This window comes from Roseibium algae (assembly GCF_037783265.1).
GTDB classification, from domain to species: Bacteria; Pseudomonadota; Alphaproteobacteria; order Rhizobiales; family Stappiaceae; genus Roseibium; species Roseibium algae.
Genome location: NZ_JBAKIA010000001.1, coordinates 700,483 through 715,763, shown reverse-complemented (window position 1 = coordinate 715,763; position 15,281 = coordinate 700,483). Strand labels below are relative to the sequence as shown.

The 15,281-nt window shown below is 52.7% G+C and carries 13 protein-coding genes; 9 read left to right on the top strand and 4 right to left on the bottom strand.

Annotated elements, in window-relative coordinates; translation table 11 throughout:
• Positions 1-78: 78 nt before the first annotated feature.
• A complete protein-coding gene (locus V6575_RS03275; protein WP_340272611.1) occupies positions 79-735 on the top strand; it encodes a tetratricopeptide repeat protein in 657 nt (218 codons plus the stop codon).
• 71 nt (positions 736-806) lie between these two features.
• Entirely contained in the window at positions 807-1,661 is an 855-nt protein-coding gene (locus tag V6575_RS03270) for an alpha/beta fold hydrolase (RefSeq protein WP_340272609.1), read from the top strand.
• 77 nt (positions 1,662-1,738) lie between these two features.
• Here V6575_RS03270 and V6575_RS03265 read toward each other — a convergent pair whose 3' ends face one another.
• A complete protein-coding gene (locus V6575_RS03265) occupies positions 1,739-2,005 on the bottom strand; it encodes a DUF2312 domain-containing protein (protein ID WP_340272608.1) in 267 nt (88 codons plus the stop codon).
• A 179-nt stretch (positions 2,006-2,184) separates the two neighbouring features.
• Positions 2,185-2,481, bottom strand: a complete 297-nt coding sequence (locus V6575_RS03260) for a DUF1244 domain-containing protein (RefSeq protein WP_340272606.1) — start codon at positions 2,479-2,481, stop codon at positions 2,185-2,187.
• Between the two features lie 344 nt (positions 2,482-2,825).
• Between V6575_RS03260 and V6575_RS03255 the strand changes: the two genes are divergently transcribed.
• The 4 genes from V6575_RS03255 (at position 2,826) to pyk (ending at position 7,073) form a co-directional block, all read left to right on the top strand.
• Positions 2,826-3,794 carry a DMT family transporter gene (locus V6575_RS03255; RefSeq protein ID WP_340272604.1) on the top strand — a complete coding sequence of 323 codons (969 nt, stop codon included), beginning with the start codon at positions 2,826-2,828 and terminating at the stop codon, positions 3,792-3,794.
• Between the two features lie 7 nt (positions 3,795-3,801).
• Entirely contained in the window at positions 3,802-5,109 is a 1,308-nt protein-coding gene (locus V6575_RS03250; RefSeq protein ID WP_340272603.1) for a glycerate kinase type-2 family protein, read from the top strand.
• A gap of 111 nt (positions 5,110-5,220) precedes the next feature.
• The gene (locus tag V6575_RS03245) at positions 5,221-5,640 is read left to right on the top strand and encodes a DUF1036 domain-containing protein (RefSeq protein WP_340272602.1); all 420 of its coding nucleotides are present in this window, start codon (positions 5,221-5,223) and stop codon (positions 5,638-5,640) included.
• Complete coding sequence (gene pyk, locus V6575_RS03240; protein WP_340272600.1) at positions 5,637-7,073, top strand: pyruvate kinase; 1,437 nt, start codon at positions 5,637-5,639, stop codon at positions 7,071-7,073. Before V6575_RS03245 ends, pyk begins: the two co-directional genes overlap by 4 nt.
• Before the next feature lie 125 nt (positions 7,074-7,198).
• Here pyk and mepK read toward each other — a convergent pair whose 3' ends face one another.
• Together mepK and V6575_RS03230 are read right to left on the bottom strand one after the other, a co-directional pair.
• Positions 7,199-8,977, bottom strand: coding sequence for a peptidoglycan L,D-endopeptidase MepK (gene mepK / locus V6575_RS03235; RefSeq protein ID WP_422785505.1), 1,779 nt, complete (start codon positions 8,975-8,977; stop codon positions 7,199-7,201).
• Between the two features lie 261 nt (positions 8,978-9,238).
• The gene (locus V6575_RS03230; protein ID WP_340272598.1) at positions 9,239-10,810 is read right to left on the bottom strand and encodes a sigma-54-dependent transcriptional regulator; all 1,572 of its coding nucleotides are present in this window, start codon (positions 10,808-10,810) and stop codon (positions 9,239-9,241) included.
• A 201-nt stretch (positions 10,811-11,011) separates the two neighbouring features.
• Between V6575_RS03230 and V6575_RS03225 the strand changes: the two genes are divergently transcribed.
• From V6575_RS03225 to V6575_RS03215, 3 genes are all read left to right on the top strand, one after another.
• A complete protein-coding gene (locus V6575_RS03225) occupies positions 11,012-12,838 on the top strand; it encodes a M3 family oligoendopeptidase (protein WP_340272597.1) in 1,827 nt (608 codons plus the stop codon).
• Between the two features lie 44 nt (positions 12,839-12,882).
• Entirely contained in the window at positions 12,883-13,794 is a 912-nt protein-coding gene (locus V6575_RS03220) for a heme-dependent oxidative N-demethylase family protein (RefSeq protein ID WP_340272596.1), read from the top strand.
• 95 nt (positions 13,795-13,889) lie between these two features.
• Positions 13,890-15,269 carry an ABC1 kinase family protein gene (locus tag V6575_RS03215; protein WP_340272595.1) on the top strand — a complete coding sequence of 460 codons (1,380 nt, stop codon included), beginning with the start codon at positions 13,890-13,892 and terminating at the stop codon, positions 15,267-15,269.
• Positions 15,270-15,281 lie beyond the last annotated feature (12 nt).

Genomic DNA, 15,281 nt, shown 5'->3' with positions numbered 1-15,281 from the left:
CTACATAGCGCCAATTTGATTTCTTGATTGTCCGTTTAACGGATTGACCGCTGCAACCGACAAGGTATTCTTGTCGGTATGCGGCTTTCTTTGTTTGTCATATTGATTCTATCAAGCGCCTCTGCAGGCTTTGCGCAAACGGCTCCTGAATTGGGGCCGGGTGCTGAAATCCCGTCTGTCGACGATCTGGACACGTTGATTCCAGAGACTGATGAGGACCAGCCCGCTGTTGTTGCGAGCGATGAGGCGGTAGAGCCAACCAAGCTTGATGCCCTTTTTGCCAGCCTCAAGCAGGCTCAGAGTGATGCGGTTGCAGAACGCATAGCGCGCCAAATCCAAATTCAGTGGCTTGAATCGGGCAGCGACACTGTCGATTTGCTGATGAGCCGGGCGGGTGCCGCTCTGAAGGGAGAGGACCTAGCTCTGGCGCTTGATCTTCTGGACGTGGTTGTGACGTTGTCACCTGGTTTCGCAGAGGGCTGGAACCGGCGTGCAACAGCTTTTTATATGCAGCAGGATTTTGCACGCTCTCTTGTCGATATTGAGCGGACGCTGGCGCTAGAACCGCGGCATTGGGGCGCGATGTCTGGTCTCGGGATTATTCAACGGCGTCTAGGACATGATGACCGAGCACTCGAAACCTTTAAAAGTGCTGTCGAAATCAATCCGGGGCTGAGCAACGCTAGGGAGTCAATCGAAGCCTTGGAAAAGGCTGCGGAAGGCGAGCCAGCTTAGGTGCCTGTTTGCTTGCAGTTATGAGCTGATCTCATTTGCTGTTTTAAATGAATCATCTAGAATTCACATTCATGCAGAATGTTCTCCTTATCATTTTCGGCGTCATTTCGATTTTAGCTCTCTATACGGGTTTTCGAGTCTGGCAGACTGAGAAGCGTCATGGGCCGACAGGAGAGTTTCGAACTGTAGATGGGGTGTTGTTGCATTTCCATCGCCGGATGCCTTCTTCAGTGCCTCAAGGTCTGCCGCCACTGGTGTTTATCCACGGTGCCAGTGGTAATGCATTGGACCCAATGATTGCCTTTCTCGATCACTTTGACGATGCGTATGACCTGATTTTTGTGGATCGTCCGGGACATGGGCATTCGGAACGGAAGGCAGCCAAACATTCAGATCCGATGCAGCAGGCGCAATCCATCAGCGCCTTGCTCGGTGCTTTGGGGATCTCCAAATACATTGTCGTGGGGCATTCCCGGGTCGCAGCACTGCCTGTTGTCGGGTTTCTGTTCTCCTGGACCATCACGCTGCCGGTTGCCGAGCGTCTTGCCAACGCTTCGATTCAAGGTGTGTTCTCTCCGGATGCAGCTCCTGTGGATTACGGGGAAGAGGTGAAGCTGCCTCTGCTTTTCAGGCCATCATCTTTCCGGGCGAACGCGCAAGATGTTGCCAATTTGAATGTACGTCTGGCGGAACAGTCCCGGCGTTATTCGGAAATCGTCCAGCCAGCTGTCGTTATCACCGGCACCAAGGATAGCGTTGTTTGGCCGAGCATTCACAGTGACGGCCTCATGAGAGATCTTCAGGATGCGCGTATGGTGGTTCTGGAGGGGGCAGGGCACATGCCGCACCACTCGCATGGAGCTCAGATTTCCAAGGAAATCAAAACTTTGATGATGAGCTTACGAAGCGAAAGACCGCCAAACTGAAATGAGTTGGCAGAGTTCTTGTCTTAACGGGAAATGCTTTAGTCGCCCAGCGGCATGTTTGCCGCCGGGCTGAAAGCTTATTGGCTGTCTTCTGGAGCGGCAGCCATGCCAAGGGCGTGGAGATAGAGGTCGAGGATCGCCTCTTCTTCTTCGCGCTCGTGAGGCTGCTTCTTGCGCAGGGAAACGATCTTGCGCAGGATTTTTACATCGTAGCCGTTGCCTTTGGCCTCAGCGTAGACGTCCTTGATGTCATCGGAGATGACTTTCTTTTCTTCTTCGAGGCGCTCAATGCGCTCGATGAAAGCACGCAGCTGGTCGCCGGCAACTCCGCCCGGATCTGACATTGGTTGCTTCTCCTTGTTGGATTGTTATCGCTTCATTTGAGATTGGCATGTGGGGTGCCAGAGATGGTCCGTTAGGTCAAGCGACTAGAGGAAAATCCGTCATTGTTGAACCCGCTTGTTTCAAAAATGACGGATAAATTTACGGATCATAATCATCTTAGGGGCGCGTCCACAGGCCCTCACTCTTGAGGTTTCTTGACCTTGAAAGCTGCTTTTTGCGAATCTGTTGCCTCAGTCTGATGCTTTGCCTTCCACTCGGAATAAGGCATGCCGTAGATGATTTCGCGAGAAGCGTCCTTATCGAGGTCCAGCTGCTTTTCTTCTGCAGCTTCCCGGTACCAATTCGATAGGCAGTTCCTGCAAAAACCGGTTAGATTCATCATGTCTATGTTCTGGACATCCGTGCGACCTTGAAGGTGTGACACGAGGCGCCGGAAGGTGGCGGCTTCAAGTTCCAGCTTTGTCATATCGTCCATGGGATGGTCCTCTGTTTTTATAAGTGGCTTCGCGAACGATAGTGTTTGATGTGTCTGAATAATGGGCCGCTGTATTTGATTTTCAAGGACCGTTGGCATTCTGTCTATCGAATCATAAACCGGACTTTGGACAGTACTAAGATCTAATGACGTCCTCAAATTGATTGCGGGCAAACTCAGGTGTTTTTTCTCAACACATTGCAATTTCGATACTGACCTTAGGAGGACGGTATGCAGCCCAAAAGCTGATCTGATTCTCCGATATATGTGATGACGGACTTGATATCAGCTTGTAGCTTTGGCGCACCTCACGACCTATCCAGCCCTTCCGCGCAAGAGCATTCATGACAGAGAAAATTGCTTCTTCCAAGATAAGCTCTCCCTCACAAGCTGTTCTGGGCGAAGGGGCTAAGTCAACGGCAACGGTTGCTTTGTGCGCGCTGCTTGTTGGGGCCGTTTTCATGGGGATCTCACCGGTTTTTGTTCGTCTTGCTGATGTTGGGCCATTCACGAGCGCTTTTTGGCGCGTGTGTGCGGCACTTCCTGTGCTTTGGGTGTGGTCTAGAACTGAAAGCAAGGCCCTGCCAATTGGGCAAGGGTGGTCATGGCCGGTCGTCATTGCAGGGGCGCTTTTTGCCGGGGACTTGTTTTTCTGGCACTTGGCGATTGTGCATACATCAATTGCCAATGCCACGTTTCTTGCAACCCTTGCACCGGTCTGGGTGCTGCTTGGGTCCAGCTTTATTTTAAGAGAGCCGGTCACCGCGAATATGTGGGGCGGACTTATGATTTGCCTGATTGGAGCAGGCGCATTGCTTGGATCAAGTCTTGGACTGGCACCAGAGAGACTTCTCGGTGATGCATTCGGAGGTTTAACCTCTGTTTTCTTCGGTGGGTATTTCCTTGCGACGCGGTATGCGCGGCGCAGTCTTGGCCCCGATGGCTTGATGTTTCGATCATCTATTGTGACAGCTGCCATTTTATTTCTTGCGGCGTTGTTTCTGGAAGATGCCCTCTTTCCACAGACTTGGCTTGGGGTTGCTGCCCTTGCCGGACTTGTTTTGATGGCCCATGCTGCGGGGCAGGGGCTTTTGGCCTATGCACTTGGACGGCTGACCGCAGGATTTTCGGCTTTGGTTATTTTTCTTGAAGCTTTGATTGCCGCAGTTTTTGCCTGGGTGGCTCTTGGTGAAACCCTAACGATTTTACAAATTATCGGCGGAGCGATGATTCTATCGGGCATCTGGTTTGCGCGGCCTTCAGGTGCGGCCATTCTTCGAAAATACAAGCCTCTGGATAAATTCAATAAATGAGAAAACGATGACTGAAGAGCGCCCTCATAAGGACCTTCTCCGCGCTATGTTTGATGCAGCCGTCGCTGCCGCATTGCCTGAGAATTGTTTACCACCGCATTTGCCCGCTCCTGAAAAGGGGGGACGAATTATTCTTCTGGCTGCTGGCAAAGGGGCCGGCGCCATGATGGAAACGGCCGAGCGGATTTATCGTGAGGATTATGGTCTTGGTCCAGATCGTTTATCGGGCCTTTGCGTTACGCGGCATGGTTATGGACGTCCAACAGGCTTCATTGAACTTGTTGAGGCGGGGCATCCCGTACCTGATGTAGCCGGTGTGAACGCGACGGAGAGATGTCTTGATATGGTCAAGGCAGCAGGAGTGGGCGACCATATTGTGGTGCTGTTGTCAGGTGGCGGTTCAGCAAACTGGATTGCGCCAGCACATGGGGTTTCTCTGGATGACAAACAGGCGCTGACCAAGGCGTTGCTAAGGTCTGGCGCAACCATTGACGAGATCAACAAGGTGCGTAAGCACCTCTCCAGGATCAAGGGCGGACGACTGGCCGCGCTTGTTGGTGATGCCCGAATGACCACACTTGCCATTTCTGATGTGCCGCACGATGACCAGGCCGCGATTGCTTCAGGTCCAACTGTGCCAGACCCATCAACACTTTCGGATGCCAGAGATCTCTGTGCTCGGTATGGAATAGATTTGCCTGCATCGATTGCTGCTGCACTGAATGATGATGAAAATGAGTCTTTGAAGTCTGGCGATGTAGCTTTCACCAATACTGAGTTCAAGATCGTTGCACGGCCACAAGCCTCTTTGGATGCTGCCGGTGAGGTCGCCCGCCAAGCTGGCTTTGAGCCGGTCTTTCTGGGAGACAGCCTGGAGGGTGAAGCACGGGAGTTGGCCAAAGCGCATGCTTTGTTGGCAATTGAGAATTCAGAGGCTCGGAAGAAAGTTGTGCTGCTGTCAGGGGGCGAGCTGACAGTGACAATTGCGGGCGATGGTGCAGGCGGTCCGAATCAGGAATACGCCCTTGCATTGGTGATTGCCCTTGCTGATTTTCCATCGGTTTCTGCGCTTGCTGCCGATACTGATGGAACAGATGGTGGAAAAGGTGCTGCAACGGATCCTGCCGGCGCGTATGTTTTTCCCATGACCTGTGCACGCGCAGGTGCACTTGGCCTTGATCCGGCCTCATTTTTAGTCAGAAACGATAGCACTTCCTTTTTTAGTATGGTCTCGGACCTCCTTGTCCCCGGTCCGACTTATACAAACGTCAACGACTTTCGCGCTATCGTCGTTGACAATTTTGACGCGTCCTAGCAAAAAGCTAATGTCAAAAAGCCGTGAGACGAACGACTTATAATGAATGAAGTTGGGAAACGACTCCGAGCGGGTCCAATATCGGGCAGTAGAGTTGCTGTAAAAGCCGCAATGAGTAGTTGTCTGTGTTTGCTCTTCTTGTCGGCATTTTCTGATGGGGCGAAAGCTGATTTGCGTCTGTGCAACAAAACAGAAAGCAAAGTCGGTATCGCTATTGGATATAAAGACAAAGCTGAGTGGATAACCGAAGGCTGGTGGAATCTGGAGGCCTCATCTTGCGAGACTCTGGTTCCCGGCACACTGGTGTCACGTTACTATTACATTTACGCTGTTGATTACGATCAGTTTGGTGAATGGGGTGGGCGTGCATTCATGTGCACCCGCGAGAAAGAGTTCACTATTCGCGGCATCGAAGATTGTGTCGCTCGTGGCTTTGAACGGACAGGTTTTTTTGAAATAGACACGGGTGAGCAGAGCAGCTGGACTGTCCAGCTGACAGAGCCCGTGCAACAGGGGACAGGTGGGCGATGAGGCGTAACCGACGAGTTAAAATTCTGGCAACTCTCGGACCATCCTCCTCAGAACAAGACATCATTGAGAAGCTGTTTTGCTCGGGTGCGGATGTGTTCCGCATCAACATGAGCCATACGGACCATGATCGTCTGAAGATGCTCGTAGAGCGCATCCGTTCGGTGGAGGAAAAGGTTGGGAGACCAATCGGCATTCTTGCAGACTTGCAAGGCCCGAAGCTTCGGGTCGGAACGTTTAAAGACGGTCCTGTGATGCTTAAAAACGGTGCGACATTTACGCTGGATACGGATCCGGCAGAAGGTGATGTCAATCGTGTTCACCTTCCGCATCCTGAAATTCTAAAGGCTCTTCAGCCTTCTCACCGTCTTCTTCTCGACGATGGCAAGATTCAGCTGAATGTGGTTGAGACGTCCAGCACGAAAGCGGTCACAGAAGTGATTGTTGGCGGTAAGCTTTCGAATCGCAAAGGCGTCAGCGTCCCTGATTCAGAAATCGCCACCAGCGCCATGACCGAAAAGGATCACAGTGATCTGGTAGCCGCTTTGGCACAGAATGTTGACTGGATTGCATTGTCCTTCGTGCAGCGTCCTGATGACATTGCCGAGGCGCGCAAGATCATTCGTGGTCGCGCTGGGATTCTTGCCAAGATCGAAAAGCCGCAAGCTATAGGTCGACTGGCTGAGATTATTGAGCTTTCCGACGCGATTATGGTCGCCCGTGGTGACCTTGGCGTTGAAATGCCGCTGGAGCAAGTTCCCGGTTTGCAGAAGCAGATCACGCGTGCTGCGCGTCGTGCTGGTAAGCCGGTGGTTATTGCGACCCAGATGCTTGAGTCTATGATCACAGCTCCGGTGCCGACACGTGCGGAAGTATCCGATGTGGCAACTGCTGTGTTTGAAGGGGCTGATGCTGTCATGCTGTCGGCTGAATCTGCTGCCGGGGATTTCCCCGTTGAAGCAGTTGAGACGATGGACAAGATCGCACAGGAAGTTGAGCGTGACCCAACCTACATGGGAATCATTCACTCGCAGCGTACTGAACCTGAAGCGACTGGTGCCGATGCGATTTCAGCTGCTGCACGCCAGATTGCCGAAACACTGAATTTGGCTGCGGTGGTATGTTACACGACGTCAGGAGCGACAGGCAACAGGGCTGCGCGTGAGCGTCCGTCTTCGCCATTGATCGTCTTGTCGCCCGTGGTTGCAACTGCCCGGCGGCTGGCTCTGACCTGGGGCCTTCATTGTGTCGTCAGTGCAGATGCGCGTTCTGAAGATGACATGGTTGATCGGGCTTGCAGCATTGCCTTTTCGGAAGGCTTCGCCAAACCAGGACAGCGTGTCATTGTGACTGCAGGGGTTCCATTCGGAACGCCTGGATCGACGAACATGCTTCGGATTGCTTTTGTTGGTAGTGACGGCCAGGGCGGCATTTGACGGTTTAATCGATTAGATCAAAATTATAAAAAAGGCGACCAAACTGGTCGCCTTTTTTATATCTATGTATTTGTGGTTTTCGCTGATTGGTGTTGAATAATGTCACTCAGACCAAGAGCGCCGCCTTAGCGGGCAAATGTGACTGGCAAGACGACCACGGCTGGACCATCAAACCGGTCAGATTTCAGTGCACCATATGGGAACAGCTCGAAGCCGTTGCTGACAAAACGATTGCCTGGGCTCAGGAAGTTTTCCAACGTCCGTTGGTCAGGATGACTCATCGAAGCGAAGAGCCGGTTCCGGGTTGTCGTCTTGCTGGAAATCAATCGGGGTTCCGACTTATCGGGAAGGCCGGCGAAGCCCGCCAGGGGATCCTTGATTTCTGCCAAGGGAATTCGGCCTGAAACGGAATGTTTTGTTGCGCTGGCGCGTTCAGCCTGTTTTGTCGCTGCTTTTGCCATCGCGATTTGAGCCTTGCGGTTCGGTGTCGTGGCCAAGCTGCTTGGAAGTGTCGAAGCATAGGCAAGGGTGCTTGGCGTAATCGTTGGCTTGGTGTCGCCTCGCGCAGTTCCTCCTGTCGCTGCTATAATAGCTGCAGCCGGATCACTGGCAGGCAATGCCCGGGGAATTGGGATCCTGCCGGAGAAATTTGGTTGGCTCAAAGCTGCTACTTCTGCTGCCTTCACTAATTCATCGCCAGGTTTTTGTGACGGCGCGGCTGTAGCGAAATCAAATCGGCGCGCAGGTGTGGTTGCAGGCGGCTGCCCCTGCTCAAGTGATACGCGTTGTGAATCGAGGGTGTTTGGCGCAATCGATGCCACTTGAAGTGGCTTTGCAATTGCTACAGCGGGTTTTGCCGTTGGGAAAACATTTGCGAATACAAATGGTTCTTGGGCGGTGGCTGGGGGAGTTTCTGGCGTTGTCGCTGTTTTTAAGTCCGGGATCGGAGGCGCCTGTGTGACTGGAGCTGCTGCAGTTGCAATAGATGCGTTGCTGGCAGCACGGCGAGTACCTGTGAGCGACCCTGGTGGCAATGGCGCATTGGTCGGTCTAACCGCAGCAACACGTGAGCGTGCGCTGTTGCTTGTATCCGACTTGAATAAGGATGCGAGGAGGTTTCCGCCTGACGAATTTTTTCCGGCCGGGACAGGTCTGACACGATCACCTGCATTGTTTAGAGACTGATCAACGGTAGAATTTGCCTTTGCACGCGGTGGCGCAGTGCTGCTTGCAACGACAGTTGGCTTGCTGGAACGGCTTTTGCCGGATTTCGATTCTGCTAGAGCGAGCTTGTAGCCCTTCAAAGGTTTGCCATCCGAGGGGACGTGCAATGTTTTTCCATTTGGAAACACTTTGGCCAGCTGAGATCGGCTCATTTTTGGCCAATGGCGAACGTTGCCTGTGTCCATATGGACAAAGGGAGAGCCTGACCTTGGATAGTAACCGACGCCGCCCACCTGTTTGCGCAAACCTGCTGCCCTGAGCGTGGCCAATTTTACGCCTGGAATATAAAAATCCATCGCCTTGCCGAGGGTATGCTGGCTGTTCTTGGCTACACCGCGTGATCGTTTGCGCAGCATGTTGTTTGTCGCTGGAGACCTGTAACTGGAAACCACATAGATTGGCTTCTTGGCCCTGACTTTTTGATAAACCTCCCATACGAGATCGAGAAGTTTCGGGTCAATGGTGGTCATTTCGTTGCGTCGCCAATCGCGCAGGAAGCGGTTCGCTTCGCGCAGTCCGCTCGGAATGTACCGTCCGTTCTTTTTGAACGTGATTGAGACACGCTCTTTTGTATGGGTGTTGTAGAGTTTTAGCGTGCGTGTTTCAGCATTCGCCAAGGCTGGCGCCAAAAAAAGCAGACATGAAAACAGACTCAAGAGGATTGCCGCGCGCTGTAGCATTCCTACGGCGTCGTATCCAACAGACCGTTTACGCAAATCTTTGTCTCGCCGTTGTTGATGGCACCAGGCCAATCCATTGCTCCCCAGCAGGAGACCAAATTTAGCCCCGGTAAGTTAAGAAGCCTTTACCCTAATACCATTTGAGACAAAAACGTGGCGAAAATGCAACGAATGATTTCTTTTTAATCTGTGTTTCACGAAAAAAGGACAGGCGTGGCTGCCTGTCTTTGTGGAATTGGATTTGAGAACGAGTGGGTACAGCTATGCAGCTGCGCCCTTGCCGTCAGCAGCTTCTTCCAAACCGTATTCTTTCAGCTTGCGATACAGGGTTGAGCGTCCGATTCCCAAGCGCTTGGCGACCTCTGTCATGCGGCCTGAATAATGGTTGATAGCCGTTCGGATCAACTCCTCCTCGACGTCGTTCAGCTGGCGTACGTGGCCGTCATTGTCGAGATTACGCATGAAACCGAACGGAGCTGCGTGCCGGAATGCCTCTTGGGATGCAGACGTTGGCGCATCAGCATAAGTGGTTTCTGGTGGCGCTGAAGTTGGCGTTACGGTCGAGGTTTGTGAGTCTTCTGAACCAATGATTGCAGGTGGTTCAGGAATTCGGTGCCCTGGAACTTGCGGGGCCTGTTGGACTGCAGCTGAGACCTGAGGAAAATCATCAATGGTGAGGCTGGCTCCGTCGCATAGCACGACGGCACGAAACACAGTGTTTTCCAGCTGGCGAATGTTTCCAGGCCAATTGTAGGCTTGCAGTAAATCAAGGGCATCAGGTGCGATGGCCGAGACTTGAGGCTTGCCTTCCTCAGCAGCAAACCTTGCCAGGAAATGACGGCTCAGTGCCGGGATGTCCTCCCTTCGGTCCCGCAGTGGTGGAATCCAGATTGGGAAAACATTCAGCCGATAGAAGAGATCTTCGCGGAATGCGCCTTCCTTGACCTGATCAACCAGCCGCCTGTTGGTCGCCGATATCAGACGGAAATCTACCTTCATTGGGCGTTTGGCACCGATTGGTTCGATTTCGTTTTCCTGGATGGCGCGCAGCAATTTAACCTGAACATCTGTGGGAAGTTCTCCCACTTCATCCAGAAAAAGGGTGCCGCCGTGTGCTTCCTGGAATTTGCCGACATGTTTGTCGACAGCGCCGGTGAACGCGCCTTTTTCGTGCCCGAACAGGATCGATTCAACCAGATTATCCGGAATGGCGCCACAGTTTACGGTGACGAGGGATTTGTTTTTACGGTCACCGGAGCCTTGTATGGCGCTTGCGATCAATTCCTTGCCGACGCCGCTTTCTCCCTCGATGAGGATCGGGATATTGGACGACGCCGCGCGGGTTCCAAGATTGATCACACGCTCCATCGCAGGAGAGTTTGTGATGATGTCGGAAAAGGTTAGCGTTCCGGAGGCCTGCTTTCTGAACCGGGTAATTTCTCCTTCGAGAGCAGAAACTTTTAGAAGATTGCGAATGGAAACATTCAGCCGTTCAGGGCTTACCGGTTTGACAGCAAAGTCCTGAGCCCCGGCGTTCATGGCGCTGACGACAGCATCAATCCCACCGTGGGCCGTCTGCACGATTACCGGCGTAGAGATTTTCTGACTTCGAATTTGGGTCAGGACGCCAATCCCATCCAATTCTGGCATCACCATGTCCAGGATGATGAGGTCGATGTCTGCCCCTTCCGGCCCGGTCATGATACGAACCGCTTCGACACCATTTTCGGCCATTTTCACCCGGTGGCCGAATCTTTTGACAGCCTCCTGCAGCAGTCGACGCTGGATCGGATCGTCATCGACTATCAAAATTCTGCTGCTGTTGGATTCCATCTTAAGATTTTCCCGGATGATTTAATCTGTCTCAATTCGAACCATTGTGGTCTGACATCGGTAAACAAATCGTCGTGTCTGACGGAAAAATACCAAGTGACCCAATTGCGGAAGCACGTGTTGAGCAACTACACATTCGGGTAACACCAGTTTAGTCAGGTCGTTTTCGATCTTGATCAATTGCAGCTTTGGAGTTTTTCAATGTTCTTTGAGAAAATTGTCCGTTCGGCCACTGAAGAGGCTTCCACTGAAATGCTTGGCTCTTTACCGGAGTGGGATTTGACAGATCTCTATGCGGGCATTGATGCGCCGGAGGTTGCTGCGGATCTCAAGGAGGCGCTTGATCGGGCTAAAACATTCGAGGCATCCTACAAGGGCAAATTGGCAGGATTGGCGCAGAATAATGTGCCAGCTCTTGTTACAGCGGTTCGCGCCTACGAAGCCCTTGAGGATCTCCTGGGGCGTTTGATCTCCTTTGCCGGTCTGGTCTATGCTGGAAATACGACAGACCCCAAGTCGCAGAAATTTTACGGTGATGTTCAGGAGCAGATCACTTCATCCAGCTCTCATTTGCTTTTCTTCTCGCTTGAGCTGAACAGAATTGATGACGAAGTGATTGCCACTGCTTTGGCAGACAGCGGTCTTGCGCATTATGCACCTTGGCTTGAGGACCTTCGCAAGGAAAAACCATTTCAGCTTGAAGACCGTGTCGAACAGCTCTTTCATGAAAAGTCCGTGACGGGACGCGGTGCCTGGAATCGCCTGTTTGATGAGACTATTGCGTCTTTGAAATTTGATGTGAACGGTGAAGAGCTGGCAGTGGAACCAACCCTGACGCTTTTGCAGGATGCTGATCCTGTTAAGCGAGAGCAGGGCGCTGCAGCTCTGACAAAGACGTTTTCGGATAATCTGAGCATCTTCACTCTGATCACGAACACGCTTGCCAAGGACAAGGAGATATCTGACCGCTGGCGCAAATTTGGCGACATTGCTGACAGCCGACATCTCGCCAATCGGGTGGAGCGCGAAGTGGTTGATGCCATGGTAGCCGCAGTGCGCGAGTCTTATCCGAAGCTGTCCCATCGCTACTATGCCATGAAGGCTAAATGGCTTGGCGTTGAGCAACTCAACCACTGGGACCGCAATGCGCCGCTGCCCAAGGCTGATAAACGGGTAATTCCATGGGCTGAAGCCAAGTCGACTGTGCTGTCAGCTTATGGCGAGTTTTCCCCGGAGATGGCTGAGATTGCAGGTCGGTTTTTCGACGAAAACTGGATCGATGCTCCTGCGCGCTCTGGAAAGGCTCCGGGCGCTTTCGCTCATCCAACAGTGCCGAGTGCACACCCCTATGTGCTGGTGAATTATCAGGGCAAAACCCGTGATGTCATGACCCTTGCCCATGAGCTTGGGCATGGCGTTCATCAGGTTCTGGCCGGTCACAATGGCCCGCTGATGGCTCCGACACCCTTGACGCTTGCCGAGACCGCCAGCGTTTTCGGCGAAATGCTGACGTTTCAATCCTTGCTTGAGCAAGCCGCGACGCCGCAAACACGAAAGATCATGCTCGCCAGCAAAGCAGAAGACATGATCAACACTGTGGTTCGCCAGATCGCTTTTTATACATTTGAGCGCAAGCTTCATACGGAACGCCGTAATGGCGAACTGACATCCGATAAGATTGGGGAACTATGGCTTGAGGTCCAGCGTGAAAGCCTTGGACCTGCGATTAAGATCAATCCGGGCTATGAGACCTATTGGACTTATATTCCTCATTTCATTCACTCACCGTTCTACGTCTATGCCTATGCGTTTGGCGATTGCCTGGTGAACTCGCTTTATGCAGTCTACCAGGATGCAGAAGAGGGCTTTCAGGAGAAGTATTTCGAGCTCTTGAAGGCGGGCGGAACCAAGCACCATTCAGAGCTTCTGGCTCCATTCGGTCTGGATGCCAGTGATCCGGCATTCTGGAAAAAAGGCCTGTCGGTGATTGAAGGAATTATCGACGAATTGGAATCCATGGAGGATTGATCTCACAGATGCGTCAAATACTGCCCTAACCTCAGGTGTCAGCAATGGCCTTTGATCACACGCCCTACGATGGCACCACTCAGCCTTTCACGGTTGGTCTTGGGCCTATCGAAGAAACATGCTGGATGGAGCCTGATGACCATCTGGTGGCGCATCTGGAACGAAAAGCTGCGCTTTTGAGAACTGCACGCGATGCGGTTTTCCGCCAAGAGGAAGGAACGGCTGACGCTCAAGCAGAAACGTTGGAGCTGATCGTTGAGCATCTTCGGCGATGCCATTCGAACCGTTACGACGTGTCCAAGGTTGAGCTGCAGCCGGTTGGCCTCGATCCTTCCTTCTTGGGGCGAGACTCGTCACCTTTGGTGACAGCAGCGCAGTTGGTTCAGGAGGACCTTATCCTTATGCGACCCGGGGCCGATGGCTACAGACTTGCTGCGGCCTGTCTCTGTTTTCCGTCATCATGGTCACTGGCAGAGAAGTTCAGCCAGTCGATGCATGACATTCATGCGGGAGTGCCCGGCTTCAACACGGGGCGTGTTGGGGCGATTGTTGGGCGCATTTTTGAGAACTTGAAGGTTGGCCAGCTTATTGGCCGGTTCAACTGGTCGATTTATGACGATGATGAGCTGCATCATCCACAAACCAAGAGAATTGATCCGACGGGCAACCAAGGCAATGCCGGTTTCTTGGCGCAGTTGTTCATGCGCGTTGAACGGCAAACCCTACGCCGTTTGCCAGGATCCGGCGACATTCTGTTTACGATCAAAAACCATCATGATCCGCTTGCCGCTCTGAGCAAAGATCCGCGCCGGATTGAATTGGCAGACGGCCTCAAAAGCCAATTGCTTGGGTTGGATCGCGATCAGTTGGCCTACAAAGGGTTGTCGGTTCATCTGGGGGCCATGGTGAGGGAACTGGAGATGCTCGCCGCATCTGAGGAAGGAGCCACAGCGTAATTAGCGGCTTATTTCTTTGGGCACTGGCTTATTGTTTTTCTGACACTAAGTGTACATGGAGTTTCACCCGAATTGGCTTCAGGAGATTGCGCAGTATGGCAGGGGAAAAAGACCGGGAGGGCAATCGTCTGGCAGCACGTGTCGGGCGCTATGCGAAGGTCGGCACCAATGTCGGTGGTATTGCAGCAAAACTCGCTGGCGCGCGTCTTCTTGGGCTCAACGTCGACAATCAGAAGAATGCAACGGAAATTGCAGCGGCTTTGGGTGGATTGAAAGGCCCGTTAATGAAGGTCGCGCAGTTGTTGTCGACGATTCCTGATGCCTTGCCGCCCGAATATACGACTGAACTGGCGAAGCTGCAGGCGAATGCCCCGCCTATGGGATGGTCGTTCGTCAAGCGTCGGATGCGGGCTGAGCTTGGAGCCGATTGGCAGTCCAGCTTCGCGGAATTCAGTAAAGATCCGTCAGCTGCGGCGTCACTTGGGCAGGTTCACCGTGCCATCGGGCATAATGGGCAAGCGCTTGCATGCAAGCTGCAATATCCTGATATGGCGTCAGCTGTTGAAGCTGACTTAAAGCAACTGCAGATGTTGTTTGCGCTTCACAGGCGTATGCAGCCAGCCATCGATACGCGGGAAATTGCCAAGGAAATCAGCGCCCGTGTGCGTGAAGAGCTCGATTATCACCGGGAAGCTGCGAATATTGCAGCCTATCAGCAGGTGCTGGGAGACCGCGAAGACATTCGCGTGCCAGATGTAATGAAGTCGCTCTCCACAAACCGGCTTTTGACGATGGGCTGGCTGGACGGAGAGCCTCTTTTATCCTTCAAGGATCACTCGCAGGAAGATCGCAACAAGATTGCGCAGACCATGTTTCATGCCTGGTGGCATCCCTTCAGCCATTTCGGGCTCATCCATGGGGACCCGCATCTTGGCAACTACAGCGTTTTCAGTGATGGCGATGGTCCTGGGGGCATAAACCTGCTGGATTATGGCTGCATCCGCATCTTCCCGGAGAGCTTCGTTGGTGGGGTCGTTGATTTGTATAAGGGACTGCTTGAAAGCGACGATGAGCGCGTCGTGGCAGCCTATGAAAGATGGGGCTTCCAGGGGCTGACCAAGGATCTGATTGAAATCCTGAATATTTGGGCGCGATTTATCTATGGTCCTTTGCTGAGTGACCGTGTTCGCTCGATTGCTGACGGGGTCAGTGCTGCTGAATACGGTCGTAAGGAAGCTTTTCGGGTGCACAAAGCTCTCAAGGAACTTGGCCCGGTAACCGTCCCACGAGAATTTGTGTTTATGGATCGGGCGGCAATCGGGTTGGGCGGTGTGTTCCTTCACTTGCGTGCAGAGTTGAATTTTTATCAATTGTTTAATGAGCAAATCGACGGATACTCTTCTGAGAAAGTTACTGGAAGACAACGTCAAGTTCTTCAAAACGCTGGCTTATCCGATCATGTTATTGGAACCTGAGGGCGGGTGCCG